The organism is Sporosarcina sp. FSL W7-1283, from assembly GCF_038003105.1.
GTDB classification, from domain to species: domain Bacteria; phylum Bacillota; class Bacilli; order Bacillales_A; family Planococcaceae; genus Sporosarcina; species Sporosarcina newyorkensis.
Window position 1 is genome coordinate 3,589,687 of sequence record NZ_JBBOOL010000001.1, and the last position, 22,772, is coordinate 3,612,458.

A 22,772-nucleotide genomic window follows, 5' to 3' on the forward strand; every position below is an offset into this window, starting at 1 on the left:
TTGGGATGGATCTTTTTTAGTTCGTTTGCTTTGCGCGCTCATCTGCCATGATCGAAATGGCATTCAGTGCGGCTACCGTCACTGTACTGCCACCCTTTCTCCCCTTGTTTGTAATAAATGGAATCCCTTCGAGTACTGCTAACTCGTCCTTTGATTCTGCTGCCGAAACAAAGCCTACTGGCATTCCAATAATCAAGTCTGGTTTAGCGACGCCATCCTTAATTAAACGAATCAACTCTAGCAACGCTGTTGGCGCATTACCGATAGCATAAATTCCACCTTCATGCAGACGTGTTGCTTTTTGCATTGAAATGATCGCGCGTGTTGTTCCTTCGGCTTTCGCTTCCTTCGCGACATCCTCGTCCGCAATATAACAATGCAAGTCACTGTTATGTTTCTGGAAACGTTTGCGACCTGAACCACTCTCAATCATCTGCACGTCCACCACTACATGACGGCCTGCTAAAATTGATTCAATACCTGCTTCAAGAGCATCCGGTGTAAAAATCATGCTGCGTCCTAATTCAAAATCTGCTGAAGCGTGGATTACTCGGCGAACAACCATCCATTGTTCATCTGTAAACGGGTGATCTCCCATTTCTTCTTTGATAATCGCGAAACTATGGTCGTAAATTTTATCTGGATCTACAGTCAGTGGCGTGAATTTTGTATTAAAGTTCATGTTTGGATTTTTCATCAATAAAACCTCCTAATAGTTGAGTAACTTTTTCGAAAGACGTACAGAAATTTTCATATTGAACCTTTGGTCGTTTAATCAGAATGACAGGGATCTCCAAGTCCAGAGCCGCCGTTATTTTTTCATCGACAGAACCTACTTTACCGCTTTCTTTTGTGATCATTAACGTCACGTCATACTGCTCGCATAAAGCCTTATTGAGTGATTCGGAAAAAGGTCCTTGAATCGCGATGATATCTTTTTGTTTAATTCCTAACTTATCGCATTTCTCCATATTCCCTACATTCGGCAGCATTCTGCAAAGCATCCGAATTTCGTCACGCAATAAATACTTCGCAAATACTTCCAATGTCTTACTGCCTGTCGTTAACATAACTGTCCCTTTATGCGTTTGAGCAAGTTTAGCAGCGTCTTCATAACTCTCAACCTCGGTAATCAGAGGAGAAACAAACTCCTCTTTTGGCCGCTCATAGCGAATATATGGAATCCCGCATACTCTTGCTGCCTCCATTGCGGTTTTCGATGCTTCTTCTGCGTAAGGATGGCTGGCATCGACGACACAAGTCATCTCATGCTTCTGGATTAGCGCGATCATGTCCTCCACTGTTAGTCTTCCTACCAGATAGGAAAGATCATTTGCTTTTAAACTTTCAGCTGCAGATTCGGTAACGACCGTGGTGATTAAAGGATAGCCAAGACCCTGTAAATGAATGGCTAGAGCTCTAGCATCGCTAGTGCCTGCTAAAAATAAAATCATAGTTTCCTCCTAGTCCCCGCAAGGTGCTGGCTCTACTTCAATCTTGCAGCTCATATCGTAATAGTTATAATTCAAAACTTTTTTAACACGTTTGAAATACTTGAAGAAACGTTCGTTAGGATGCGCATTTTGTTCGTATTCTTCTATAATTTTTGTTACTAGCGGAATTAAATCTTCCGGTTCAATTCCCTCTGCAACCGGCTGAGCCGCATGAGCAGTACGACCAACCGGCTTCGCTCCAATAAATAAATCGAATTTTTTCTTCCGATAAACGATGCCGATATCATCGAACACCGGGCGATAACACGCCATCCCGCATCCATTGAATCCGACATGCAACTGCTTCGGAAGCTTCATCCCTTCAAACTTCGCTGCGATTTCTTCCGCGTATGGGATAGAATCCGCCTTTTCCCCATAGCAAAAATCACAAGCTTTGACTTTTAAGACTTCCCCTGCCGGCATAACAGTCAAGTTAATGTGTTCTAGCTTTTCAACAATCGCTTCAGGGTCATCTGTCGTAACCTTTACTACAAAATGATGGTTTGGAGTATATTCCAAGGTACCTTTCTCACCAACGACTTCAGCCAATACACGCATTTGTTCTGCTGTAATCAGTTTGTTGGCAACGCCTGGTGAAACGGAAAACTCAAAGATATCTTCAATCGGCTGTCTCACCAAAAAAGGGTTTTCCACTTCCTCTTTCGTCACCATAGATAGTGCTTTTAAAGCCATATCCAATGACTGAACCTTTTGTTCCGGTGCTGGTTCTGACCGTTCCACTTCTGCCTGTTTTGGCATTGGTGTGTGCTCTGGTTTCTTACTTATAATTTCTTCATGACCGGACTGCGCCTCCCCAGTTTCTTGATCAAGCGCCCATGGTTCCGCCTCCTTTTTCAAACGCTGGTGCGGTTTTAAACTTTGTTTACCTTCCCCTAATGTATACTTACGTTGATATCCTCTCGGAGTAATAATTTTATTATCATAAAAGAAAGTCGAAGAGTTACCGATAATAACAGTAGTCAACATCCCGATATCATGCTCTAGCATTTCCGCTAATGTTGTCAGGACAATATGTTGATTTTCACGATAAGCACTTTTCACTAGCCCTACAGGTGTATCAGGGGAACGATATTTCAGTAAAATCCTTTGTGCCTCTACAATTTGACGCGTCCGACGTCCACTTTTCGGATTGTATAAAGCTACTACAAAATCCGCCATCCCCGCTGCTTCAATACGTTTTTCGATAACAGTCCAAGGTGTTAAATGGTCACTTAAACTGATCGTACAAGCATCATGCATGACAGGTGCGCCCAGTAAGCTCGCACATGAATTGATCGCCGAAATACCTGGCACAATTTCCACTTCAATTCCTTCTGCTTCAGTCCAACCTTTTTCAATCAGCACTTCATAAACTAATCCAGCCATACCGTATGCACCTGAATCACCGCTCGAGATCACTGAAACAATACCGCCAGCCTCCGCTTTCTTAACAGCATCTTGTGCACGTGACACTTCTTCAGTCATGCCTGTACTAACAATGGACTTCGCTGTTACTAAATGCTTAATCAACTCTACGTACGTTTTATAACCAATAATATAATTACTTTCTTGCAGCGCCTCTAATGCTCGTCCTGTTATATGTTCAGTAGCTCCGGGACCGAATCCAACGACGAAAATTTTTCCCTTTTTCATGGTTTCCCTCCAAATAAAAAATGCCTACACTCCTTTTCAAAGGAATGTAGGCATGTGAAAGTATAATAGAAATCATACTGAAACATAAAACAATTAATTTTATTGTCCCGCCTATACTTCTCCCTCCGAAAAGTATGTGTCGTTTAAATAAGCAGGTTTCCTGACTCAAGCTTCATTTTACTCTTACACCTTCCCGATTTCTCAGTGGTATTGTAATTTCATCAGCTTTACAGTAGCGGGGGCTGTACTAGACTTTCACTAGTTTCCCTTTTACCTCACTATGTGAGCACTTATTTAAATTAGTTTATTTAATTTTCATAAATATAACATACAATCTCTAAATCTACAAACTTCCTTTAGATTTATTTATGAATCCATAAACTAGATTCTGGAAACGCTTTGGATAATTGTAATTTCTATTCCTATACAAAACTTATCATGAGCAAGGTGGATACGTACAGGATAACTTTGTTATATTTTAGAATCATCCCATCAAAGTCAAGCATATTTATACATTTCGTAAACTATTCACACTCTTTAATTACAAGGTTGTGAACTTTTTGGATAGGCATTAAGTTGTAGTGTAAACTGTTCATTGGAGGTGGTTATTATGAAGGAAAATAAAGCAATCCTAATACCAGAGAACCCCATTTCACAGTTTTTATTCAACGATTCTCGCTCCGGACTTATTTGGTTAGTCATTCGGGTTTATGTCGGATTTGCTTGGTTGAAGGCCGGCTGGGGAAAAGCAATGAGCGATGCATGGACCGGTGAAAATGCAGGTGTCGCCATCCATGGATTTGTAAGCGGCGCTCTTAAAAAATCGACTGAAGGCGGAGATGTGACCAACTGGTATGCATCATTTCTGGAAAATGTCGTCTTGCCGAACGCCAAGGTATTCGGTTTCATAGTTGCCTATGGGGAGATGCTTGTTGGTCTCGGTTTGATCTTCGGATTGTTGACAGGAATTGCTGCTTTCTTCGGTGCGTTCATGAATGTCAGTTTTCTGTTTGCAGGTACTCTTAGCACGAACCCCCTATTGTTCATTCTCGCAACTTGGCTCGTACTCGCATGGAAAGTAGCCGGCTGGTATGGACTCGACCGCTGGGCATTGCCGATGCTTGGTACGCCTTGGGTGAAGAATGACAATTTATGAAGGTAGACGTCGAAAATGAAAAAATCTCTTCCTGAAAACTCGGGAAGAGATCGTAAAAATTGAAGTGAACCCAATATTAACGTTTTGAGAACTGAGGTGCACGACGAGCGCCACGAAGACCGTATTTTTTACGTTCTTTCATACGTGGGTCACGCGTTAGAAGTCCTGCAGATTTAAGTGCTGGACGGAAATCAGGGTCTACAGTAAGCAATGCACGTGCAACGCCGTGACGGATTGCGCCTGCTTGACCTGTGTAGCCACCACCGTGAACGTTCACATGGATATCGTAGCTTCCAAGTGTTTCAGTTACATTTAATGGTTGTTTGATGATTTCACGAAGTGTTTCGAATGGTACGTAGTCTTCTACGTCACGATTGTTAACGACGATTTTGCCTTCGCCGGGAACTAGACGTACACGAGCTACTGAACTTTTACGACGGCCAGTGCCGATATATTGTACTTGTGCCAAGTGTGTTTCCTCCTCTTAATTATCCGCGAAGCTCATATGCTTCTGGTTTTTGTGCTGCATGCTGATGTTCTGCTCCAGCGTATACGTGTAGTTTCTTGATTGTTTGACGACCTAGAGGACCTTTTGGAAGCATTCCTTTGATCGCAAGTTCAAGCATTTTAACAGGATAGTTTGTACGCATTTCAAGAGCTGTACGCTGCTTGATGCTGCCTGTATATCCTGAGTGACGGTAGTAAATTTTATCTTTCAATTTGTTACCTGTTAATTCGATTTTCTCTGCATTGATGATGATGACATGGTCACCTGTATCAACATGTGGTGTGAACGTTGGTTTATGTTTACCACGTAAAAGTGATGCAACTTCTGAAGCAAGACGTCCAAGCGTTTGTCCTTCAGCGTCGACAACAAGCCATTTACGTTCTACTTCGTGACCTTTAGCCATGAATGTTGTACGCATAGTGTAATCCTCCTAAAAATATCAATCTGTTCCGTTGTTTTCTCTATCCCTAAACACAAATAAACTTTCCGGGGCTTATTGTGGGGTTATTGAAATACCATTTATCATGTTAACCTGAAATCCAATTAAAGTCAAGCGTTTTTATGAAAACGCCAGGATTAGTTGCCATGAGCTCAATAGGTCACTTCCATAAGGTACAAACCGTGTGCCGGCGCTGTTTTGCCGGCCATTTTCCGATCTTTTGCGTCACGTATTTTCTTGACGTCTTCAGGCTCGTCCCAACCAATGCCTACCGCCAGCAAAACACCCGCAATTGTACGCACCATATTGTAAAGAAACCCATCACCTTCCACTTCAAGTACAAGATGATCCCCTTGCCGCTCGAGCGACAATTTCCGAATGGTTCGGACTTTGTTTGTTGTAGCTGTCTTCGCTGAACAGAAGCTCGTGAAATCGTGAGTCCCGATTAAATGCTGAGCTCCTTCTTGCATCCGTTCTACATTGGGATTCCATCTGCCTAAATGGACTGCGAAATTCCGTTCAAATGGACTTTGCACTTCACTGTAAGACCATCTGTACACATAGGTCTTACCTGTCGCTCCATAACGCGCGTGAAAATCAACAGCCACTTCTTCTACTTCAACTACCCGCACATCTTTCGGCAACAATACATTTAGAGCCATCTTCCAACGATCTGCTAAGTCCAGTGGTGTATCAAAATGAATGACTTGCCCGAGCGCATGGACGCCCGCATCAGTTCGTCCGCTTGCTACAGAGTAAACCGAGGAATCTTTATGCAACTTGACTAACGCTTTGTCAATTTCGGATTGCACTGTTCGCATATTCGGCTGAGATTGATAGCCTGCAAAATTCGTGCCGTCATATGCAATCGTTGCTTTCATCCGATTCATTCTATTCACTTCCTTACCCAAGCCAACACGGCCACTAATATAACAAACGAAATCAGGACACCGGTATCCCTCGTTTGCCAGGACAGCTGACGAAATCTTGTCCGTCCTTCGCCTCCACGATAACCGCGCACTTCCATAGCGACCGCTAAATCCTCTGCACGTTTGAACGCACTGACAAACAATGGTACCAGCAATGGGATGACTGCCTGCACCCGTTCTTTTATCGAGCCAGTACTCAAATCAGACCCTCTTGCCAATTGGGCTTTTAAGATTTTATCTGTCTCATCCATTAATGTGGGAATGAAACGCAAGGAGATTGACATCATCAAAGCTAATTCATGCACAGGTAACTTCAGCTTTTTGAAGGGATTCAGTAGCGTCTCCAATCCATCGGTAATCGATATTGGAGAAGTAGTCAGTGTCAGTATCGTAGTGATTAAAACTAACACCAAAAATCGGATAGAAATAAAAATTCCCATTCGCAAACCTTCTTCATAAATTTTGATGAATTTCCATTCAAATAAGATGACGCCTTCGCGTGTAAAGAATAAATGCAGTAAAAGCGTGAAAGCAATCAAAAAGATGACCGGTTTTAAGCCATTGACCAAAAAGTACGGACGTATCCTTGCTAAAGCTATAACGAATACTGTAAAGCCAAACAATACTGCATAAGATGCAACATTATTTGCAAGAAATACAGCAATGATGAATAGAAAGACAAAAAGCAGTTTCGAACGCGGGTCCATTCGGTGAACGATCGAATTTCCTGGAATATAACGGCCAATGATCATTTTTTCTAACATGGCCGCTCTCCCTTCCTTTCGATAGCAACAGACAGCTCCTGCGCTAGCATCTCTTCCGTCAAAGCTATACGTCCAAAGCGCTGACCAATCATATTTTCCACTTTTCTCTGGAAATGAACGGAACGAGGAATACCAAGCCTATATGAATGTAGCTGTTCCTCCTGCTCGAATATCTCTTCGGGTGGTCCTTCCATGACCGATGTACCCTCATGCATGACAAGAATCCGATCACTATAGCGTGCCGCGTCTTCCATACTATGCGTCACTAATATCGTCGTCAGATTTTCCGTTTCATGCAACCTATGAAACAGTTCCATGATTTCTTTACGACCCCTTGGGTCTAAGCCTGCTGTCGGTTCATCTAGCACGAGTATCGATGGCTTGAATGCCAATACCCCGGCAATCGCAACACGCCGCATTTGGCCGCCTGACAGCTCAAAAGGAGACTTCTGCAGGACATCCTCAGGCAATCCCAACAATTTCACCAATTCATGCGCCCGATCACGAGCAATTTCTTTAGGAACACCGAAATTGAGTGGTCCAAACATAATATCTTTTTCAACTGTTTCTTCAAACAACTGATGCTCAGGAAACTGGAATACAATGCCGACTCGATGACGAATATCCTTTAGTTGCTTTCCCTTTGTTTGAGATGTAATCATCGTATCTCCAATTTTAACGACGCCTTCCGATGGTTTTAGAAGACCATTCAAATGAAGGAGAAGTGTCGATTTTCCCGAACCTGTATGCCCGATGATCGAAGTATAAGATCCCGATGGAATAGCGGCTGTAACATTTTGCAATGCGCGTTTCTCAAATGGGGAATCCTTCGCATATAAATAACCTACTTGCTGAAGTGAAATGTCCACAATTCATTCACCAACTCTTCTTCTGTCATATGGTTACCCTGCAACTCGACACCCGTATCTCTTAATAGTTCCGAAACACGCAGCGCAAACGGCAAGTCGAGCCCGATTGACTCCAATTCAGTCCCTTGCTGGAATATTTCATGTGGTGTCCCTGTCATGAGTACTTTCCCTTCATTCATCACAAGAACCCGATCCGCAAGCAAAACTTCTTCTAAGTCGTGCGTGATCGATACAACTGTCAAACCAATTTCCGTGCGTAGTTTCTTTACAATCTCAATAACTTCTTCTCTACCTTGAGGGTCGAGCATGGAAGTCGCCTCGTCCAAAATCAACAGCTCCGGCTGCAATGCCAACGCGCCTGCAATGGCCACACGCTGCTTTTGCCCGCCAGATAGATGATGTGGCTCATGATTGACATAATCCGTCATCTTCACTTGCTCGAGCGCTTCATGCACTCGTTTCACCATCATCTCGTGAGGTACGCCGTTGTTTTCCAAGGCAAACGCCACATCATCCTGCACTGTTGAACCAACGAATTGGTTATCGGGATTTTGAAAAACAATCCCCATCTTTGAACGCATTTCCCATAAATTCTCCTCAGATAGCGACTCCAAAAAGAGGTTTACTTCACCTGACGAAGGAAACATTAAACCGATCAGCAGTTTAGCCAACGTAGATTTACCAGAACCATTATGACCTACAATTGCCAGCCACTGCCCTTCATACAAAGTGAAGGACACATCATCCAACGCCTTATTTGAAATAAGCGAAGACCCTTCCTCTTCCGTGTCATATGAAAACGTAACATGATGCATCGATGCAATTTCCTTCATTCGGATTCCTCCTTTTGCTATGTGTATGCCATTCTTATGTATAAAAAAAAAGCGCGTACCTCATCTAAGGAATGCGCCTTTTCATAACGTAAATGCCGGGTGCTCATGCCGACATCTCAGATGAGGTACGTAGAGCTAGACCAGTCGATTGCTCGCTGATCATAACACTCAGCTTTTAAGTCGTATAAATCTAATATGTGTTCCAATCTGTAATATCAGCCAAAAGCTTAATCCAGATTAAGATAAAAGGGTGTGGCTGTGCGTGACAGACACACCCTCAAAGTGTATGGAATTACACCAATTCAATAATAACTACTGGTGCACCATCGCCGCGGCGAGGGCCCATTTTCATTATACGTGTATAACCGCCTTGGCGATCTGCATAACGAGGTGCCACTGTATCAAAGAGTTTTTGAAGTGCAAACACTGTTGCTTCTTCGCCCTCTTCATTTTCAACAGTCACCGTTTCACGACGAATATATTCAGCAGCTTGACGACGTGCATGTAGATCTCCACGTTTACCAAGAGTAATCATCTTTTCTACTACTGAACGCAATTCTTTCGCACGCGCTTCAGTTGTTTGGATGCGCTCATGGACGATTAAATCTGTCGTAAGGTCGCGTAGCATTGCTTTACGTTGTGAACTTGTGCGTCCAAGTTTTCTGTATCCCATTTGAAGTTTCCCTCCTTCAAGTATATGTCAGTTATTCTTCAGAGCGTAACTCAAGGTTTAGCTCATCCAATTTAGCCTTCACTTCTTCAAGTGATTTACGGCCTAGGTTTCGCACTTTCATCATTTCGTCTTCGGACTTGTTCGCAAGTTCCAAAACGGTATTGATGCCTGCACGCTTCAAGCAGTTATAAGATCGGACAGAAAGGTCAAGTTCTTCAATCGTCATCTCAAGAACCTTCTCTTTTTGGTCTTCTTCTTTCTCTACCATGATTTCTGCAGTTTGTGCTTCGTCAGTCATACCAACGAATATATTTAAGTGTTCCGTTAAAATTTTAGCTCCAAGTGAAACAGCTTCTTTAGGGCCGATGCTGCCATCTGTCCACACATCGAGTGTCAACTTATCAAAGTTGGTACTTTGACCGACGCGAGTGTTCTCTACTTGAAAATTAACACGTGATACTGGAGTGTAAATTGAGTCGATCGGAATTACACCAATCGCTAGATCCTCACGTTTGTTTTGATCGGAAGGAACATATCCACGTCCACGTACAGCATACATACGCATACGTAAATGTCCATTTTTACCGAGAGTAGCAATCGGGAGATCTGGATTCAATACTTCGACATCACTATCATGTGTGATATCCGCAGCCGTCACGACGCCTTCACCTTTCACATCGATCTCAATAACTTTCTCATCATCTGAGTAAATCTTGAGAGCGAGCTTCTTCACGTTCAAAATAACTGTCGATACGTCTTCAACGACACCTTCAATTGTTGAGAATTCATGAAGCACTCCATCGATTTGAATAGATGTCACAGCCGCTCCTGGTAATGAAGACAAGAGTATGCGACGCAAGGAATTCCCTAGGGTGTTTCCGTATCCACGCTCCAGCGGTTCGATAATAAACTTACCAAACTGTGAATCTTCACCGATCGTAACTGTTTCAATCTTTGGTTTCTCAATCTCGATCATTTATTTACCCTCCTCAAAACGTCTTCTGTATTGGTTTAACCATATTGAATTCACTGATAATAGGTATCCTATTTCAACAGTATTAACAAAAATTGTCTTTCTTAATCCAATAGATTCAAACCGATTATACGCGACGACGTTTTGGCGGGCGGCAACCATTGTGCGGAACCGGAGTTACGTCTCTGATCGCAGTAACTTCAAGACCTGCAGCTTGTAGTGAACGGATAGCCGCTTCACGACCAGCACCTGGTCCTTTAACTGTTACTTCCAATGATTTTAAACCATGTTCCATTGCTGTTTTCGCTGCAGTTTCAGCAGCCATTTGTGCAGCAAATGGAGTGGATTTCCGAGAACCTCTGAAGCCAAGTGCACCAGCACTAGACCATGAAAGTGCATTACCGTGGCTATCTGTAATAGTAACGATAGTATTATTGAACGTCGAACGGATATGTGCAATACCAGTTTCAATATTCTTTTTCACACGACGTTTACGAGTTTGTTGTTTACGTGCCATGTTGGAAAGAGCCCTCCTTTACCTATTATTTTTTCTTGTTTGCGATTGTACGTTTTGGACCTTTACGAGTACGTGCATTGTTTTTCGTGTTTTGTCCACGAACAGGCAATCCACGACGGTGACGGATTCCACGGTTACTACCGATTTCCATCAAACGCTTGATGTTAAGAGAAGTTTCACGACGTAGATCCCCTTCTACTTTCAAGCTGTCAATTTCCTCACGAATTTTGTCAAGCTCTGCATCCGTTAGATCACGAACTCGTGTCTCTTCAGATATGTTAGTTGCATTCAAAATATTTTTCGCAGTTGTTTTACCGATTCCAAAAATATATGTCAATGAAATGACAACGCGCTTATCGCGCGGAACGTCTACACCAGCAATACGTGCCATATAAGTTGTGCACCTCCTTGTGTTTTAACCTTGTCTTTGTTTGTGTTTTGGATTTTCACAGATTACCATTACTCGGCCGCGTCTACGAATAACTTTACATTTTTCGCAGATCGGTTTTACAGATGGTCTTACTTTCATCCTACCCAACCTCCTTCAATATTCCGGAGTGCAAAAGTTTTATTTAAAACGGTATGTGATACGACCACGTGTCAAATCATAAGGCGAAAGTTCCATTGTCACTTTGTCGCCAGGCAGAATACGAATAAAGTGCATACGAATTTTACCTGATACGTGTGCTAGCACCGTATGTCCGTTTTCCAACTCCACTTTAAACATCGCATTTGGCAACGTTTCAAGAACAGTTCCTTCTACCTCAATTACGTCGTCCTTCGCCATCAATCCTGTCTCCCTTCTATATCCAATAAAGGCTTTCACCATCGAGCGGCATCAGTCGCCTTCAAAAAGCTTCCTTCAACATATGTCCAGTTTGCATGAGTGATGTTCGAAAGACGTCTGCCACATTTCGCTGTTTCGCATTTCTGCGAGTGAGTTCCTTTATTGTTCTCACAGCGGTTACCAATTAAACATTATAACGCGGTTTACGCGATAATGCATGTAGGAACTACTGAAGAATCAATCGAAAAACTCTCATTGTCCTATACCGGGCACCCTATGCTTTTGCAGCTCGTTTTCAACCATTACTTTCCGAACAGTGATGCAGTTGTGCCCGAAAAGGATTGATTACTTCGTGTTTCCTTGCAATACTGTATCCAAATCCTTGAATACAAGATCAATGTCTTGTTGACCATTAATTTTTGTCAGCACACCTTTTTCGCCATAAAAGTCGAGTAAAGGAGCTGTCTGATTCATATTTACTTCCAAACGATTCATGACAGTCTCGGGATTGTCATCTGCGCGTTGGTAAAGCTCGCCACCGTCTTTATCACAAATACCTTCTACCTTTGGCGGGTTGAAGATCAAGTGATAGGACGTGCCGCACACTTTACAAATACGACGTCCAGATAATCTTGCAACTAATTCTTCTGTATCGACTTCAATGTCTAATACATACTCGATTTGCTTACCTAAGTCTTCAAGCAATGCATCTAATGCTTCTGCCTGAGCAACTGTTCTAGGAAATCCATCAAGAAGAAAACCTTTGTCACAATCCGATTTGCTCAACCGCTCACGTACGATACCAATAGTAACTTCATCAGGAACCAATGCTCCTTGATCCATGAACGATTTTGCTTTAACTCCAAGTTCCGTGCCATCTTTGATGGCAGCACGGAACATATCGCCTGTAGAAATATGAGGGATTCCGTACTTTTCGACAATTTTATCTGCTTGCGTACCTTTACCAGCACCCGGCAGACCCATTAATACGATATTCATACGTCCTTGCCCTCCATTTAGTTACACAATAGGTCAGGCTATTGCTTTTTATTTCATAAAGCCTCTGTAATGTCTCTTCACTAACTGAGATTCCAATTGCTTCATTGTTTCAAGGGCAACCCCTACTACGATGAGCAAGCTCGTTCCGCCGATTTGAGCGGATTGAGGCAGATTCGCCAAGTTGATGAAGAAAATAGGCATGACAGCAACAACGGCAAGGAAGATCGAGCCGACGAATGTCAGTCTATACAGAGTACTAGTTAAATACTTTTGAGTATTTGCACCCGGACGAATTCCTGGAATATACGCACCTTGTTTTTTCAGGTTTTCAGCCATATTCTCCGGATTCACTTGAATGAATGCATAGAAATAGGTGAACGCGACAATGAGTGTTACATATAAAATCATCCCGATCGGATTTGTATAATCGAAAATCCGAACGATTGTTTTAGTTACACTATTCTCACCGAAAAATGGAGCGATTTGTTGTGGTGTGATGAAAAATGCCACAGCAAAGATTACTGGAATAACACCCGCAGCATTTAATTTCAAAGGTAAATGTGTTTGTTGGCTTGCAACCGACTGATTACGTCCTGAAACGCGTTTCGCATATTGAATCGGAATCTTCCGCAAAGCTTCTTGGAAGTAAATAACTCCAACTACAATCGCTACGATTACGATCAGCAGTAATATCATCGTTGCAATCCGGATAAATAGTGCATCTCCAGCGTCTTGGATTTGAGTTACATACAACTGGTTTACAGCATTCGGAATACCGGCGACAATCCCTGCAAAAATAATGATGGAAATACCATTTCCGACACCTTTCGCAGTAATTTGTTCACCAAGCCATAGTAGGAAAGATGTTCCTGCAGTCAACACAATCGCAATTACGACATATGTAGACACACTATTATCCGCTATCAGCTGACCACCAAACGTTTGGTTAAAACCAAAGGACATGGCAATTGCTTGGATAAAAGCCAGAACAATTGTGAAGTATCTTGTGAACTGTGCAAGTTTACGTCTTCCAACGTCCCCTTGTTTTGACCACTCAGTAAACTTCGGCACAACATCCATTTGCAATAACTGCACAATGATGGAAGCCGTGATATACGGCATGATCCCCATTGCGAAGATTGAAAAGTTTGAAAGTGCTCCTCCACCGAAAGTGTTCAAAAAACCGATAAACTGGTTATTTGATTGTTGTAAAGCAGTTGCATCAACGTTTGGAACCGGAACAAATGTCCCTAGTCTAAACACGATGAGCACTAGGAGGGTAAAAATTATTTTAGACCGGATCTCTTTCACACGCATGAAGTTAGAGATTGTCTGAAACATTATACCACCTCAGTTTGCCCGCCCGCTTTTTCGATTGCTTCTTTTGCAGAAGCGGAGAATTTATTAGCTTTAACAGTAATCTTTTTCTCAAGTGTTCCGTTTCCAAGAATCTTGATACCAGATTTTGCGTTACTAACAACTCCAGTTTCAATTAGCAGTTCCGGCGTTACTTCCGTGCCTTCTTCGAAACGATTTAATGTGTCAAGGTTAACGATCGCATAATCTTTACGATTGATGTTCGTGAACCCACGCTTAGGAAGTCGTTGGAAAAGAGGAATTTGTCCACCTTCGAAACCAAGACGTACACCGCCGCCTGAACGTGCGTTTTGACCTTTGTGACCTTTACCGGAAGTTTTACCTGTTCCAGAACCAATCCCACGACCAATACGTTTACGGTTTCTACGAGATCCCTCAGCTGGTTTTAACTCGTGTAATTTCATCTTATCGGCACCTCCTTATTCTAAAATAACACTTAGATTTCCTTAACGGTTACCAAGTGACTGACCTTTGTGATCATACCACGGATTGCATCATTGTTTTGATGCTCAACTGTTTGATTTAACTTTCGAAGACCTAGCGCTTCAATTGTTTTACGTTGTGTCGGCTTAGAACCGATAACACTTTTCGTAAGGGTGACTTCAAGTTTGTTCGCCATTGTATTTCCCCCCTTAACCTAACAGTTCTTCCACGGATTTACCACGCAATTTTGCTACATCTTCTGCGCGTTTCAAATTCTGCAATCCTTCGATTGTCGCACGTACCATGTTGATTGGTGTGCTTGATCCAAGAGATTTTGAAAGAATATCCGTGATGCCTGCAAGTTCAAGTACCGCACGAACTGGTCCGCCCGCAATTACTCCAGTACCTGGAGCAGCTGGTTTGATAAGGATCTGTCCTGCACCAAAGCGTCCTAGCACTTCATGTGGAGTTGTACCTTTAACCATTGGCACTTCAATCAAGTTTTTCTTCGCATCTTCAATCGCTTTACGGATTGCGTCTGGAACTTCTTGTGCTTTACCAGTTCCAAAACCGACACGGCCGTTTTTATCACCGACAACGACAAGTGCAGTAAAGCGGAAACGACGTCCACCTTTCACCACTTTCGCAACTCGGTTGATCGTTACTACGCGTTCTTCAAACTCACTTTTGTTTTGATCATTACGACGCATGAAATATGTCCCTCCTTCTTAATTAAAATTCCAGTCCATTTTCGCGTGCTGCATCAGCAAGAGCTTTAACACGGCCATGGAAAAGATATCCGCCACGGTCGAAAACAACCGACTTGACGTCTTTTTCAACAGCTTTTTTCGCAATAAGCTCGCCGACTTTAGCTGCAGATGCAGCGTTCCCTGTAGATCCAGCCTCAACTTCTTTATCCATTGTAGAAGCACTAACGATTGTTACACCATTCATGTCGTCAATCAATTGTGCATAGATATGTTTGTTTGAACGGTAAACGTTTAGACGTGGACGCTCTGCAGTTCCGCTGATTTTCGTACGCACACGTGCGTGACGCTTTTTACGGACAGCGTTTTTATCTTGTTTCGTGATCATCGTGGTCACTCCTTCCAAATACCTCAGGCGGTATTATTTACCTGTTTTACCTTCTTTACGACGAACGATTTCGCCTTCATATCGAATACCTTTACCTTTATAAGGCTCTGGTGGACGTACTTGACGGATGTTAGAAGCAAGAGCACCTACGTGTTCTTTGTTGTAGCCGCGGACAATAATTTTCGTGTTCGCCGGCACTTCAACTTCTACACCTTCTTCTGGTGTGAATTCAACAGGATGTGAATAACCAACATTCAATACAAGTTTCTTACCTTGCATTTGTGCACGATATCCAACCCCGATCAATTCTAGCGTGCGTTCAAATCCAGTTGATACACCAACCACCATGTTGTTAAGCACAGAGCGTGTTGTACCGTGGATTGAACGATGATCTTTAGAATCAGAAGGACGAGTCAATGTAATGACATTACCTTCCTGGTTGATAGTGATTTCTTGATCTAATTGTCTTGAAAGTTCACCTTTCGGACCTTTAACAGTTGCGAAGTTATCAGCTGAAATTGTTACCGTAACGTTTTCAGGAACTTCGATCTGACGATTACCAATACGGGACATTCTATTGCACCTCCATTCATTTGTCGCAAATTACCAAACGTAAGCGACGACTTCTCCACCGATTTGTTTAGCGCGGGCTTCTTTGTCTGTTACTACACCGTTTGATGTAGAAACTAGTGCAACACCTAAGCCATTAAGCACTTTAGGTACTTCATTTGATTTTGCATACACACGAAGTCCTGGTTTAGAAATACGTTTCAAGCCGTTGATTACGCGCTCGTTATCTTGGCCGTATTTAAGGAAAATGCGGATGATGCCTTGTTTGTTATCTTCCACGTATTCCACATCACGAACGAAACCTTCTCGTTTTAAGATTTCAGCGATTTCTTTCTTTACGTTTGAAGCAGGTACCTCAAGCTTCTCGTGGCGAACCATGTTCGCGTTACGGATGCGTGTAAGCATATCTGCAATCGGATCACTCATTGTCATTGAATTAACCTCCTTCCCTAATTAGGGGATTACCAGCTGGCTTTTTTGACGCCAGGAATTTGTCCCTTATATGCAAGTTCGCGGAAACAAATACGGCAAAGTTTAAATTTGCGATATACTGAATGTGGGCGACCACAACGTTCGCAACGTGTATATTCTTGTACTTTGTACTTTGGCGTACGTTTCTGTTTAGCGATCATTGATTTCTTAGCCACGTTTTCGCCTCCCTATTATTTTACTTTTGGAACGGCATGCCACACTGTGTAAGCAGTTCACGTGCTTCTTCGTCAGTGTTTGCAGTCGTCACGATGACGATGTCCATTCCGCGTACTTTTGATACTTTATCGTAGTCAATTTCAGGGAAAATAAGTTGCTCTTTCACACCTAATGTGTAGTTTCCGCGACCATCGAACGCTTTTTTAGAAACGCCACGGAAGTCACGTACACGTGGTAGTGAGACAGACACTAATTTATCGAGAAACTCATACATGCGTTCACCGCGAAGCGTTACTTTTGCTCCGATCGGCATACCTTCACGTAGACGGAAACCAGCGATAGACTTCTTCGCTTTTGTTACGACTGGTTTTTGACCTGAGATAATTGTTAGATCTTCAACAGCTGCGTCAAGTGCTTTCGCGTTTTGAACAGCATCACCAACACCCATGTTGATAACGATTTTATCAACTTTAGGGACTTGCATTACAGATGTATATTCAAACTTGCTCATAAGAGCAGGAGTGATTTCTTTAGTAAATTTCTCTTTCAAACGACTCATCAGTCGGACCTCCTTTCATGCCTTACTTACTTATCCAGTGCTTCACCGGATTTTTTCGCAATACGTACTTTCTTACCGTCTTCCACTTTATAACCTACACGAGTCGGCTCGCCTGATTTAGGATCGATGACCATCACGTTTGAGACATGAATAGCAGCTTCTTGGCTTACAATTCCGCCTTGAGGGTTTTCTTGGTTCGGTTTCGTATGTTTCTTGACGATATTAATACCTTCAACAAGCACACGGTCTTTTTTCGGATAAGCAGTTAGGATCACACCTGTTTTACCTTTATCTTTACCAGAGATCACCATAACTTTGTCGCCTTTTTTAACGTGCATCTATCGCACCTCCTTGACTGGCTCTGTCATTAGAATTAAAGAACTTCTGGAGCGAGTGAAATGATTTTCATGAAGTTGCTGTCACGAAGTTCGCGAGCAACTGGTCCGAAAATACGTGTTCCACGTGGTCCCTTGTCATCACGGATGATAACGCAAGCATTTTCGTCAAACGTAATGTAAGAACCGTCTTTACGACGAACTCCACTTTTCGTACGAACGATGACCGCTTTTACAACGTCACCCTTCTTAACAACGCCACCTGGTGTTGCTTTCTTCACTGTACAAACAACGATATCACCGATATTAGCTACTTTACGGCCTGTGCCACCTAGCACTTTGATCGTAAGTACTTCACGAGCACCAGAGTTGTCAGCAACTTTCATACGAGTTTCTTGTTGAATCATCGAGGCTACCTCCTTCCAAAATCTGAGTTAAAAACCGATTAGATGATGACCGCTTTTTCAACGACTTCTAGAAGACGGAAACGCTTAGTTGCGGATAATGGACGAGTTTCCATAATACGAACTACATCGCCAATTTTCGCTTCGTTTAGCTCATCATGTGCTTTGAACTTTTTAGAATACTTTACACGCTTACCGTATAAAGAATGTTTTTTATGTGTTTCTACCATTACCGTAACGGTTTTATCCATTTTATCGGAAACGACACGGCCTGTGTATACTTTGCGCTGGTTACGCTCAGTCATGGCTGCAACCTCCTTCATCAGTTATTTGCACTGATTTCTCTTTGACGTATTACAGTTTTCATGCGCGCAATCGATTTGCGTACTTCACGGATGCGTGCAGTGTTTTCTAATTGACCTGTCGCTAACTGGAAGCGAAGGTTGAAAAGCTCTTCTTTCAGTGATTTCACTTTTTGCTCGATTTCTGCAGTTGTTAAGTCACGAATTTCTTTAGCTTTCATTAGACTCACCACCAATTTCTTCACGTTTTACAAACTTGCTTGTTACAGGAAGTTTGTGCGATGCGAGTCGAAGCGCTTCACGAGCTACCTCTTCTGGAACACCTGCAATTTCAAACATTACTCTACCGGGCTTCACAACTGCAACCCAGCCTTCTACAGCACCCTTACCGGAACCCATCCGGACTTCTAGAGGCTTTTTAGTATATGGTTTATGCGGGAAAATATTGATCCAAACTTTACCGCCACGTTTCATATAACGAGTCATAGCGATACGCGCAGATTCAATTTGACGGTTCGTGATCCAACCTGATTCTGTAGCTTGAAGACCAAACTCACCAAATTGTACAGTAGCGCCACCTTTTGTTTCACCACGCATTTTCCCACGGAATACACGACGATGTTTAACACGTTTAGGCATTAACATGATTATTTGCCTCCTTCCCCAGAGTTCTTCTTGACTGGAAGGACTTCACCACGATAAATCCATACTTTAACGCCAAGCTTACCATAAGTAGTATCAGCTTCAGCATGTGCATAGTCTATATCAGCACGTAATGTATGAAGAGGGACAGTTCCTTCACTATAGTGTTCTGCACGCGCAATATCGGCACCGCCGAGACGTCCAGAAACTTGTGTTTTGATACCTTTAGCGCCTGCACGGATCGTACGTTGAATTGCTTGTTTTTGTGCACGACGGAAAGATACACGGCTTTCCAATTGACGAGCGATTGATTCTGCGACTAGTTTCGCATCCAAATCAGCACGTTTTACTTCTACGATATTGATGTGTACACGCTTGCCTGTGATTTCGTTAAGTTGTTTACGAAGTGCTTCGACTTCGGAACCACCTTTACCGATAACCATACCTGGCTTTGCAGTGTGGATTGTAATGTTTACACGCTTAGCAGCACGCTCAATTTCAACTTTAGAAACTGATGCATCTACAAGACGCTTTTCAATATATTCACGAATCTTTAAGTCTTCGTGTAGTAAGGACGCATAATCTTTTTCCGCGTACCATTTTGAGTCCCAGTCACGGATGACACCGACACGCAGTCCATTAGGATGTACTTTTTGGCCCACTAATTACCCCTCCTTCTTTTCGGATACCACTAACGTGATGTGGCTCGTACGTTTGTTAATCGCACTTGCACGACCTTGTGCACGTGGACGGAAACGTTTCATTGTTGGTCCTTCATCTACGAATACTTCACTGACGATCAAGTCTTCAGTGTTCATTTCGTAATTGTGTTCAGCATTTGCAATCGCTGATTTCAAAAGTTTTTCTACAACCGGAGATGCCGCTTTAGGCGTAAGTCGTAGAATCGCGACAGCTTCACCGATTTTCTTGCCCCGAATAAGATCAACGACCAAACGGACTTTGCGAGGAGCAATACGGACTGTGCGTACAGATGCTTTAGCTTGTTGCATCAGGATAACCTCCTCTCAATTAGCGTTTTGTTTTCTTATCGTCGGCACCATGGCCTTTGTATGTGCGCGTAGGTACGAATTCACCTAGTTTGTGTCCTACCATATCTTCTGTTACATAAACAGGAACATGTTTGCGTCCATCATATACTGCAATCGTCATACCGATGAATGACGGGAAGATTGTTGAACGGCGTGACCAAGTTTTAATTACCTGTTTCTTTTCTGAATCTTTTTGTGCGTCAACCTTTTTTAGTAAATGGTCATCTGCAAAAGGTCCTTTTTTCAAGCTGCGGCCCATTCTGGAACCTCCTTCCGAGTTTGTACTACGGTCCATCTTCTGAACCGCAGTGCAATCACATTATTTTTTACGACGGCGAACGATAAGTTTATCTGATTTATTGTTCTTAGAACGAGTTTTGTATCCAAGAGTTGGTTTACCCCAAGGAGTAACAGGACTCGGACGGCCGATTGGTGTACGTCCTTCACCACCACCGTGTGGGTGATCGTTAGGGTTCATAACAGATCCACGAACAGTTGGACGCTTGCCTAACCAACGTGAACGACCTGCTTTACCAATGTTAATCAATTCGTGCTGTTCGTTACCGACTTGACCGATTGTTGCACGGCAAGTAGAAAGAATCATACGCACTTCACCTGATTGTAGACGAATGATGACATATTTGCCTTCACGTCCAAGTAGTTGAGCTGAAGTTCCTGCAGAACGAACAAGTTGTCCACCCTTGCCTGGCTTCATTTCAATGTTGTGAATAGTAGAACCCATCGGAATGTTTTCTAGTGGTAGTGCATTCCCTACACGGATATCTGCTTCAGGTCCTGACATGATTGTGGAACCTACTTGCAATCCTTTTGGTGCAAGGATATATTTTTTCTCTCCATCAGCATAATTGATTAATGCGATGTTTGCAGAACGGTTTGGATCGTATTCGATCGTAGCAACGCGTCCTGGTATGCCATCTTTCCGGCGTTGGAAATCGATGACGCGGTATTGGCGCTTATGTCCTCCACCATGGTGACGAACTGTCATTCTACCTTGGTTGTTACGTCCGCCGTTACGCTTGATTGGTTCAAGCAATGATTTTTCTGGTTTATCTGTAGTAATTTCAGAGAAATCAGAAGAAGTCATGTTACGACGCCCGTTGGAGGTAGCTTTGTACTTCTTGATCGCCATTTGTGTTCCCTCCTTCATTATTTGTGCGTTAATTACATTTCAAAAAGTTCGATATCTTTGGAATCAGCTGTAAGTGTAACAATCGCTTTGCGGCGTTTGTTTGTATAGCCAGCATGTTTCCCCATACGTTTGAACTTACCTTTGTAGTTCTGAACGTTTACTTTTTCAACTTCTACACCGAAAATTTCTTCGATAGCTTGTTTAACATGCGTTTTGTTCGCGCGTGTATCCACTTCGAATGTATATTTTCTAAGATCCATTTGCTCAGAAGAACGCTCGGTAATGACCGGACGTTTCAAAATATCACGTGCTTCCATTAACCAAGCACCTCCTCTACTTTTTCAACTGCTGCTTTAGTCATAACGAGTTGATCATGTCCGACTAGGTCAAGAACATTGATGCCGTTCGCTGTAACTACGCTAACGCCAGGAATATTACGTGCAGACAAAGCTACTGTTTCTTCCAGGTCAGCTGTAACAAATAGTGCTTTCTTTGTAATTGAAAGATCTTCAAGTACTTTAACAAAGCCTTTTGTCTTTGGTGCATCAAACGCCAAGTTGTCCACAACGATTAGTTCTTCTGCGCGAACTTTCGTTGAAAGTGCAGAAAGAAGTGCTAAACGACGAACTTTCTTAGGCATTTTATAGCTATAGCTACGTGGTGTTGGACCGAATACGATACCGCCCCCGCGCCATTGTGGTGATCTGATTGAACCTTGACGTGCACGGCCTGTGCCTTTTTGGCGCCATGGTTTACGACCGCCGCCTGCAACTTCTGCGCGAGTTTTAACCTTATGGTTACCTTGGCGCAAAGAAGCTTGTTGTTGAACGATTGCTTCATATAATACTGCTTCGTTCGGCTCGATTCCAAAAATCGCATCGTTTAATTCGATGTCGCCGACTGCAGAACCTGTTTGACTTACTACAGATACTTTAGGCATTCCTATTTCCTCCTTCCTGTTTTACTCAGTTCCCTTTAATTGCGCTTTTCACTTGAACAAGTGATTTGCGAGCTCCAGGAACGTTACCTTTTACTAGCAACAAGTTGCGTTCTTCGTCAACTCGTACGATTTCAACGTTTTGGATCGTTACTGTTTTGCCACCAGTACGTCCAGGTAGTTTCTTCCCTTTGAATACACGTTGTCCATCAACCGCTCCTAGAGAACCTGGTGCGCGGTGGAAACGAGATCCGTGAGTCATTGGTCCACGTGAGAAACCGTGACGCTTAATGACACCTTGGAATCCTTTACCTTTTGATACTCCTGTAATGTCTACTACATCGCCTGCTGCAAATGTATCGACTTTGACTTCCTGACCAACTTCGTATGCACTAACGTCTGCTCCGCGAATTTCGCGAATGAAGCGCTTAGGTGCCGTGTTAGCTTTTGCTACGTGGCCTTGCTCAGGCTTGTTTGAAAGCTTTTCACGTTTATCGTCAAATCCAAGTTGGATTGATTCGTAGCCGTCTGTATCAACTGTCTTCTTTTGAAGAACAACGTTTGGAGCAGCTTCAATCACTGTTACTGGGATTAAATCGCCGTTTTCAGCAAATACTTGCGTCATACCGACTTTTCTTCCTAAGATTCCTTTGGTCATTAGTCACACCTCCTGTAATATTCATTGTTT

The 22,772-nt window shown here is 42.9% G+C and carries 38 protein-coding genes and 1 riboswitch; of the genes, 1 reads left to right on the plus strand and 37 read right to left on the minus strand.

Translation table 11 applies throughout. From position 1 onward, the window contains the following. Positions 1-16: 16 nt before the first annotated feature. The 3 genes from MKY93_RS18790 to cobJ are packed head-to-tail and all read right to left on the minus strand — an operon-like array spanning position 17 to position 3,146. On the minus strand, positions 17-682 hold the full coding sequence (locus MKY93_RS18790; RefSeq protein ID WP_078818376.1) for a precorrin-8X methylmutase: 666 nt from the start codon (positions 680-682) through the stop codon (positions 17-19). Then, entirely contained in the window at positions 672-1,454 is a 783-nt protein-coding gene (gene cobK, locus MKY93_RS18795; protein WP_340760665.1) for a precorrin-6A reductase, read from the minus strand. The genes MKY93_RS18790 and cobK overlap by 11 nt, the downstream gene beginning before the upstream one ends. A 9-nt stretch (positions 1,455-1,463) precedes the next feature. Beyond that, positions 1,464-3,146 carry a precorrin-3B C(17)-methyltransferase gene (gene cobJ / locus MKY93_RS18800; protein WP_340760666.1) on the minus strand — a complete coding sequence of 561 codons (1,683 nt, stop codon included), beginning with the start codon at positions 3,144-3,146 and terminating at the stop codon, positions 1,464-1,466. Between the two features lie 133 nt (positions 3,147-3,279). Then, positions 3,280-3,455, minus strand: a riboswitch (cobalamin riboswitch). A gap of 301 nt (positions 3,456-3,756) precedes the next feature. On the opposite strand from cobJ, the gene MKY93_RS18805 reads away from it, so the two are divergent. Further along, positions 3,757-4,302 (plus strand): DoxX family protein, encoded by a 546-nt coding sequence (locus MKY93_RS18805; RefSeq protein WP_340760667.1) that lies wholly within the window; start codon positions 3,757-3,759, stop codon positions 4,300-4,302. Positions 4,303-4,378: 76 nt separating this feature from the next. Here the strand turns inward: MKY93_RS18805 and rpsI are convergent, their stop codons facing one another. From rpsI to rplC, 34 genes are all read right to left on the minus strand, one after another. After that, a complete protein-coding gene (gene rpsI, locus MKY93_RS18810) occupies positions 4,379-4,771 on the minus strand; it encodes a 30S ribosomal protein S9 (protein WP_009499023.1) in 393 nt (130 codons plus the stop codon). A 19-nt stretch (positions 4,772-4,790) separates the two neighbouring features. Then, a complete protein-coding gene (gene rplM / locus MKY93_RS18815; RefSeq protein ID WP_009499024.1) occupies positions 4,791-5,228 on the minus strand; it encodes a 50S ribosomal protein L13 in 438 nt (145 codons plus the stop codon). Positions 5,229-5,401: 173 nt separating this feature from the next. Further along, positions 5,402-6,139 (minus strand): tRNA pseudouridine(38-40) synthase TruA, encoded by a 738-nt coding sequence (gene truA / locus MKY93_RS18820; protein WP_340760668.1) that lies wholly within the window; start codon positions 6,137-6,139, stop codon positions 5,402-5,404. 5 nt (positions 6,140-6,144) lie between these two features. Next, positions 6,145-6,942 (minus strand): energy-coupling factor transporter transmembrane component T family protein, encoded by a 798-nt coding sequence (locus MKY93_RS18825; protein ID WP_340760669.1) that lies wholly within the window; start codon positions 6,940-6,942, stop codon positions 6,145-6,147. After that, the gene (locus tag MKY93_RS18830) at positions 6,936-7,811 is read right to left on the minus strand and encodes an energy-coupling factor ABC transporter ATP-binding protein (protein ID WP_221835282.1); all 876 of its coding nucleotides are present in this window, start codon (positions 7,809-7,811) and stop codon (positions 6,936-6,938) included. Before MKY93_RS18830 ends, MKY93_RS18825 begins: the two co-directional genes overlap by 7 nt. Next, the gene (locus MKY93_RS18835; protein ID WP_009499028.1) at positions 7,787-8,644 is read right to left on the minus strand and encodes an energy-coupling factor ABC transporter ATP-binding protein; all 858 of its coding nucleotides are present in this window, start codon (positions 8,642-8,644) and stop codon (positions 7,787-7,789) included. The genes MKY93_RS18830 and MKY93_RS18835 overlap by 25 nt, the downstream gene beginning before the upstream one ends. A 292-nt stretch (positions 8,645-8,936) precedes the next feature. Further along, on the minus strand, positions 8,937-9,317 hold the full coding sequence (rplQ, locus tag MKY93_RS18840) for a 50S ribosomal protein L17 (RefSeq protein ID WP_009499029.1): 381 nt from the start codon (positions 9,315-9,317) through the stop codon (positions 8,937-8,939). A 31-nt stretch (positions 9,318-9,348) separates the two neighbouring features. After that, a complete protein-coding gene (locus tag MKY93_RS18845) occupies positions 9,349-10,293 on the minus strand; it encodes a DNA-directed RNA polymerase subunit alpha (RefSeq protein WP_009499030.1) in 945 nt (314 codons plus the stop codon). 124 nt (positions 10,294-10,417) lie between these two features. Further along, positions 10,418-10,807, minus strand: coding sequence for a 30S ribosomal protein S11 (gene rpsK / locus MKY93_RS18850; protein ID WP_009499031.1), 390 nt, complete (start codon positions 10,805-10,807; stop codon positions 10,418-10,420). A 25-nt stretch (positions 10,808-10,832) separates the two neighbouring features. Next, positions 10,833-11,198, minus strand: a complete 366-nt coding sequence (rpsM, locus tag MKY93_RS18855; RefSeq protein ID WP_009499032.1) for a 30S ribosomal protein S13 — start codon at positions 11,196-11,198, stop codon at positions 10,833-10,835. A gap of 24 nt (positions 11,199-11,222) precedes the next feature. Continuing rightward, positions 11,223-11,336, minus strand: coding sequence for a 50S ribosomal protein L36 (rpmJ, locus tag MKY93_RS18860; protein WP_076758849.1), 114 nt, complete (start codon positions 11,334-11,336; stop codon positions 11,223-11,225). A gap of 39 nt (positions 11,337-11,375) precedes the next feature. Continuing rightward, positions 11,376-11,594 (minus strand): translation initiation factor IF-1, encoded by a 219-nt coding sequence (gene infA, locus MKY93_RS18865; RefSeq protein ID WP_040759924.1) that lies wholly within the window; start codon positions 11,592-11,594, stop codon positions 11,376-11,378. Positions 11,595-11,939: 345 nt separating this feature from the next. Further along, entirely contained in the window at positions 11,940-12,593 is a 654-nt protein-coding gene (locus MKY93_RS18870; RefSeq protein WP_009499036.1) for an adenylate kinase, read from the minus strand. Positions 12,594-12,641: 48 nt separating this feature from the next. Further along, positions 12,642-13,934 (minus strand): preprotein translocase subunit SecY, encoded by a 1,293-nt coding sequence (gene secY, locus MKY93_RS18875; RefSeq protein WP_009499037.1) that lies wholly within the window; start codon positions 13,932-13,934, stop codon positions 12,642-12,644. After that, the gene (gene rplO, locus MKY93_RS18880; protein ID WP_009499038.1) at positions 13,934-14,374 is read right to left on the minus strand and encodes a 50S ribosomal protein L15; all 441 of its coding nucleotides are present in this window, start codon (positions 14,372-14,374) and stop codon (positions 13,934-13,936) included. Before rplO ends, secY begins: the two co-directional genes overlap by 1 nt. A 32-nt stretch (positions 14,375-14,406) precedes the next feature. Next, a complete protein-coding gene (gene rpmD / locus MKY93_RS18885) occupies positions 14,407-14,589 on the minus strand; it encodes a 50S ribosomal protein L30 (protein WP_009499039.1) in 183 nt (60 codons plus the stop codon). 13 nt (positions 14,590-14,602) lie between these two features. Beyond that, positions 14,603-15,103, minus strand: a complete 501-nt coding sequence (rpsE, locus tag MKY93_RS18890; protein WP_009499040.1) for a 30S ribosomal protein S5 — start codon at positions 15,101-15,103, stop codon at positions 14,603-14,605. A 22-nt stretch (positions 15,104-15,125) separates the two neighbouring features. Beyond that, positions 15,126-15,488, minus strand: coding sequence for a 50S ribosomal protein L18 (rplR, locus tag MKY93_RS18895; protein ID WP_078818360.1), 363 nt, complete (start codon positions 15,486-15,488; stop codon positions 15,126-15,128). A gap of 33 nt (positions 15,489-15,521) precedes the next feature. Beyond that, positions 15,522-16,061, minus strand: a complete 540-nt coding sequence (gene rplF / locus MKY93_RS18900; protein ID WP_009499042.1) for a 50S ribosomal protein L6 — start codon at positions 16,059-16,061, stop codon at positions 15,522-15,524. A gap of 30 nt (positions 16,062-16,091) precedes the next feature. Then, positions 16,092-16,490 carry a 30S ribosomal protein S8 gene (gene rpsH, locus MKY93_RS18905; RefSeq protein ID WP_009499043.1) on the minus strand — a complete coding sequence of 133 codons (399 nt, stop codon included), beginning with the start codon at positions 16,488-16,490 and terminating at the stop codon, positions 16,092-16,094. A 29-nt stretch (positions 16,491-16,519) separates the two neighbouring features. Further along, positions 16,520-16,705: a 30S ribosomal protein S14 gene (gene rpsN / locus MKY93_RS18910; protein WP_009499044.1), complete on the minus strand. Its 186-nt coding sequence runs from the start codon at positions 16,703-16,705 to the stop codon at positions 16,520-16,522. A 20-nt stretch (positions 16,706-16,725) separates the two neighbouring features. Next, a complete protein-coding gene (gene rplE, locus MKY93_RS18915; RefSeq protein ID WP_009499045.1) occupies positions 16,726-17,265 on the minus strand; it encodes a 50S ribosomal protein L5 in 540 nt (179 codons plus the stop codon). Positions 17,266-17,291: 26 nt separating this feature from the next. After that, positions 17,292-17,603, minus strand: a complete 312-nt coding sequence (rplX, locus tag MKY93_RS18920; RefSeq protein WP_009499046.1) for a 50S ribosomal protein L24 — start codon at positions 17,601-17,603, stop codon at positions 17,292-17,294. Positions 17,604-17,638: 35 nt separating this feature from the next. Further along, positions 17,639-18,007 carry a 50S ribosomal protein L14 gene (gene rplN, locus MKY93_RS18925; protein WP_009499047.1) on the minus strand — a complete coding sequence of 123 codons (369 nt, stop codon included), beginning with the start codon at positions 18,005-18,007 and terminating at the stop codon, positions 17,639-17,641. Positions 18,008-18,045: 38 nt separating this feature from the next. Continuing rightward, the gene (rpsQ, locus tag MKY93_RS18930; protein WP_040759927.1) at positions 18,046-18,309 is read right to left on the minus strand and encodes a 30S ribosomal protein S17; all 264 of its coding nucleotides are present in this window, start codon (positions 18,307-18,309) and stop codon (positions 18,046-18,048) included. 17 nt (positions 18,310-18,326) lie between these two features. Then, positions 18,327-18,527, minus strand: coding sequence for a 50S ribosomal protein L29 (gene rpmC, locus MKY93_RS18935; protein ID WP_009499049.1), 201 nt, complete (start codon positions 18,525-18,527; stop codon positions 18,327-18,329). Next, positions 18,517-18,951, minus strand: a complete 435-nt coding sequence (gene rplP / locus MKY93_RS18940) for a 50S ribosomal protein L16 (RefSeq protein WP_009499050.1) — start codon at positions 18,949-18,951, stop codon at positions 18,517-18,519. The genes rpmC and rplP overlap by 11 nt, the downstream gene beginning before the upstream one ends. Positions 18,952-18,953: 2 nt before the next feature. After that, positions 18,954-19,610 (minus strand): 30S ribosomal protein S3, encoded by a 657-nt coding sequence (rpsC, locus tag MKY93_RS18945; RefSeq protein WP_009499051.1) that lies wholly within the window; start codon positions 19,608-19,610, stop codon positions 18,954-18,956. A 3-nt stretch (positions 19,611-19,613) separates the two neighbouring features. Continuing rightward, positions 19,614-19,958, minus strand: coding sequence for a 50S ribosomal protein L22 (rplV, locus tag MKY93_RS18950; protein WP_009499052.1), 345 nt, complete (start codon positions 19,956-19,958; stop codon positions 19,614-19,616). 19 nt (positions 19,959-19,977) lie between these two features. Then, entirely contained in the window at positions 19,978-20,256 is a 279-nt protein-coding gene (rpsS, locus tag MKY93_RS18955) for a 30S ribosomal protein S19 (protein WP_009499053.1), read from the minus strand. 60 nt (positions 20,257-20,316) lie between these two features. After that, the gene (gene rplB / locus MKY93_RS18960; RefSeq protein WP_040759928.1) at positions 20,317-21,147 is read right to left on the minus strand and encodes a 50S ribosomal protein L2; all 831 of its coding nucleotides are present in this window, start codon (positions 21,145-21,147) and stop codon (positions 20,317-20,319) included. 32 nt (positions 21,148-21,179) lie between these two features. Next, positions 21,180-21,464, minus strand: coding sequence for a 50S ribosomal protein L23 (rplW, locus tag MKY93_RS18965; RefSeq protein ID WP_009499055.1), 285 nt, complete (start codon positions 21,462-21,464; stop codon positions 21,180-21,182). Beyond that, a complete protein-coding gene (gene rplD, locus MKY93_RS18970; RefSeq protein ID WP_009499056.1) occupies positions 21,464-22,087 on the minus strand; it encodes a 50S ribosomal protein L4 in 624 nt (207 codons plus the stop codon). Before rplD ends, rplW begins: the two co-directional genes overlap by 1 nt. 25 nt (positions 22,088-22,112) lie before the next feature. After that, positions 22,113-22,742, minus strand: coding sequence for a 50S ribosomal protein L3 (rplC, locus tag MKY93_RS18975; RefSeq protein WP_009499057.1), 630 nt, complete (start codon positions 22,740-22,742; stop codon positions 22,113-22,115). Between the last annotated feature and the right edge of the window lie 30 nt (positions 22,743-22,772).

What these genes read in the sequence shown, in the direction of transcription:
- rplW (WP_009499055.1), bottom strand. Translation starts at nt 21,464, where the DNA reads ATGGAAGCACGTGATATTTTGAAACGTCCGGTCATTACCGAGCGTTCT.
- rplX (WP_009499046.1), bottom strand. Translation starts at nt 17,603, where the DNA reads ATGCACGTTAAAAAAGGCGACAAAGTTATGGTGATCTCTGGTAAAGAT.
- rplF (WP_009499042.1), bottom strand. Translation starts at nt 16,061, where the DNA reads ATGTCCCGTATTGGTAATCGTCAGATCGAAGTTCCTGAAAACGTTACG.
- rpmD (WP_009499039.1), bottom strand. Translation starts at nt 14,589, where the DNA reads ATGGCGAACAAACTTGAAGTCACCCTTACGAAAAGTGTTATCGGTTCT.
- rpsE (WP_009499040.1), bottom strand. Translation starts at nt 15,103, where the DNA reads ATGCGTCGTAATGATCAAAACAAAAGTGAGTTTGAAGAACGCGTAGTA.
- secY (WP_009499037.1), bottom strand. Translation starts at nt 13,934, where the DNA reads ATGTTTCAGACAATCTCTAACTTCATGCGTGTGAAAGAGATCCGGTCT.
- rplC (WP_009499057.1), bottom strand. Translation starts at nt 22,742, where the DNA reads ATGACCAAAGGAATCTTAGGAAGAAAAGTCGGTATGACGCAAGTATTT.
- rpsM (WP_009499032.1), bottom strand. Translation starts at nt 11,198, where the DNA reads ATGGCACGTATTGCTGGTGTAGACGTTCCGCGCGATAAGCGCGTTGTC.
- MKY93_RS18790 (WP_078818376.1), bottom strand. Translation starts at nt 682, where the DNA reads ATGAACTTTAATACAAAATTCACGCCACTGACTGTAGATCCAGATAAA.
- rplM (WP_009499024.1), bottom strand. Translation starts at nt 5,228, where the DNA reads ATGCGTACAACATTCATGGCTAAAGGTCACGAAGTAGAACGTAAATGG.
- truA (WP_340760668.1), bottom strand. Translation starts at nt 6,139, where the DNA reads ATGAATCGGATGAAAGCAACGATTGCATATGACGGCACGAATTTTGCA.
- rpmJ (WP_076758849.1), bottom strand. Translation starts at nt 11,336, where the DNA reads ATGAAAGTAAGACCATCTGTAAAACCGATCTGCGAAAAATGTAAAGTT.
- rplN (WP_009499047.1), bottom strand. Translation starts at nt 18,007, where the DNA reads ATGATTCAACAAGAAACTCGTATGAAAGTTGCTGACAACTCTGGTGCT.
- MKY93_RS18845 (WP_009499030.1), bottom strand. Translation starts at nt 10,293, where the DNA reads ATGATCGAGATTGAGAAACCAAAGATTGAAACAGTTACGATCGGTGAA.
- rpmC (WP_009499049.1), bottom strand. Translation starts at nt 18,527, where the DNA reads ATGAAAGCTAAAGAAATTCGTGACTTAACAACTGCAGAAATCGAGCAA.
- rplO (WP_009499038.1), bottom strand. Translation starts at nt 14,374, where the DNA reads ATGAAATTACACGAGTTAAAACCAGCTGAGGGATCTCGTAGAAACCGT.
- rplP (WP_009499050.1), bottom strand. Translation starts at nt 18,951, where the DNA reads ATGTTAATGCCTAAACGTGTTAAACATCGTCGTGTATTCCGTGGGAAA.
- MKY93_RS18825 (WP_340760669.1), bottom strand. Translation starts at nt 6,942, where the DNA reads ATGTTAGAAAAAATGATCATTGGCCGTTATATTCCAGGAAATTCGATC.
- infA (WP_040759924.1), bottom strand. Translation starts at nt 11,594, where the DNA reads ATGGCGAAGGACGACGTAATTGAGGTAGAAGGAACTGTTCTTGAAACG.
- rpsS (WP_009499053.1), bottom strand. Translation starts at nt 20,256, where the DNA reads ATGGGCCGCAGCTTGAAAAAAGGACCTTTTGCAGATGACCATTTACTA.
- rpsK (WP_009499031.1), bottom strand. Translation starts at nt 10,807, where the DNA reads ATGGCACGTAAACAACAAACTCGTAAACGTCGTGTGAAAAAGAATATT.
- rpsH (WP_009499043.1), bottom strand. Translation starts at nt 16,490, where the DNA reads ATGACAATGAGTGATCCGATTGCAGATATGCTTACACGCATCCGTAAC.
- rplB (WP_040759928.1), bottom strand. Translation starts at nt 21,147, where the DNA reads ATGGCGATCAAGAAGTACAAAGCTACCTCCAACGGGCGTCGTAACATG.
- rplR (WP_078818360.1), bottom strand. Translation starts at nt 15,488, where the DNA reads ATGATCACGAAACAAGATAAAAACGCTGTCCGTAAAAAGCGTCACGCA.
- rplD (WP_009499056.1), bottom strand. Translation starts at nt 22,087, where the DNA reads ATGCCTAAAGTATCTGTAGTAAGTCAAACAGGTTCTGCAGTCGGCGAC.
- MKY93_RS18805 (WP_340760667.1), top strand. Translation starts at nt 3,757, where the DNA reads ATGAAGGAAAATAAAGCAATCCTAATACCAGAGAACCCCATTTCACAG.
- rpsQ (WP_040759927.1), bottom strand. Translation starts at nt 18,309, where the DNA reads ATGACTGAGCGTAACCAGCGCAAAGTATACACAGGCCGTGTCGTTTCC.
- cobJ (WP_340760666.1), bottom strand. Translation starts at nt 3,146, where the DNA reads ATGAAAAAGGGAAAAATTTTCGTCGTTGGATTCGGTCCCGGAGCTACT.
- MKY93_RS18835 (WP_009499028.1), bottom strand. Translation starts at nt 8,644, where the DNA reads ATGAAGGAAATTGCATCGATGCATCATGTTACGTTTTCATATGACACG.
- rplV (WP_009499052.1), bottom strand. Translation starts at nt 19,958, where the DNA reads ATGCAACAAGCTAAAGCATCTGTACGCACAGTCCGTATTGCTCCTCGC.
- rplE (WP_009499045.1), bottom strand. Translation starts at nt 17,265, where the DNA reads ATGAGTCGTTTGAAAGAGAAATTTACTAAAGAAATCACTCCTGCTCTT.
- cobK (WP_340760665.1), bottom strand. Translation starts at nt 1,454, where the DNA reads ATGATTTTATTTTTAGCAGGCACTAGCGATGCTAGAGCTCTAGCCATT.
- rplQ (WP_009499029.1), bottom strand. Translation starts at nt 9,317, where the DNA reads ATGGGATACAGAAAACTTGGACGCACAAGTTCACAACGTAAAGCAATG.
- MKY93_RS18870 (WP_009499036.1), bottom strand. Translation starts at nt 12,593, where the DNA reads ATGAATATCGTATTAATGGGTCTGCCGGGTGCTGGTAAAGGTACGCAA.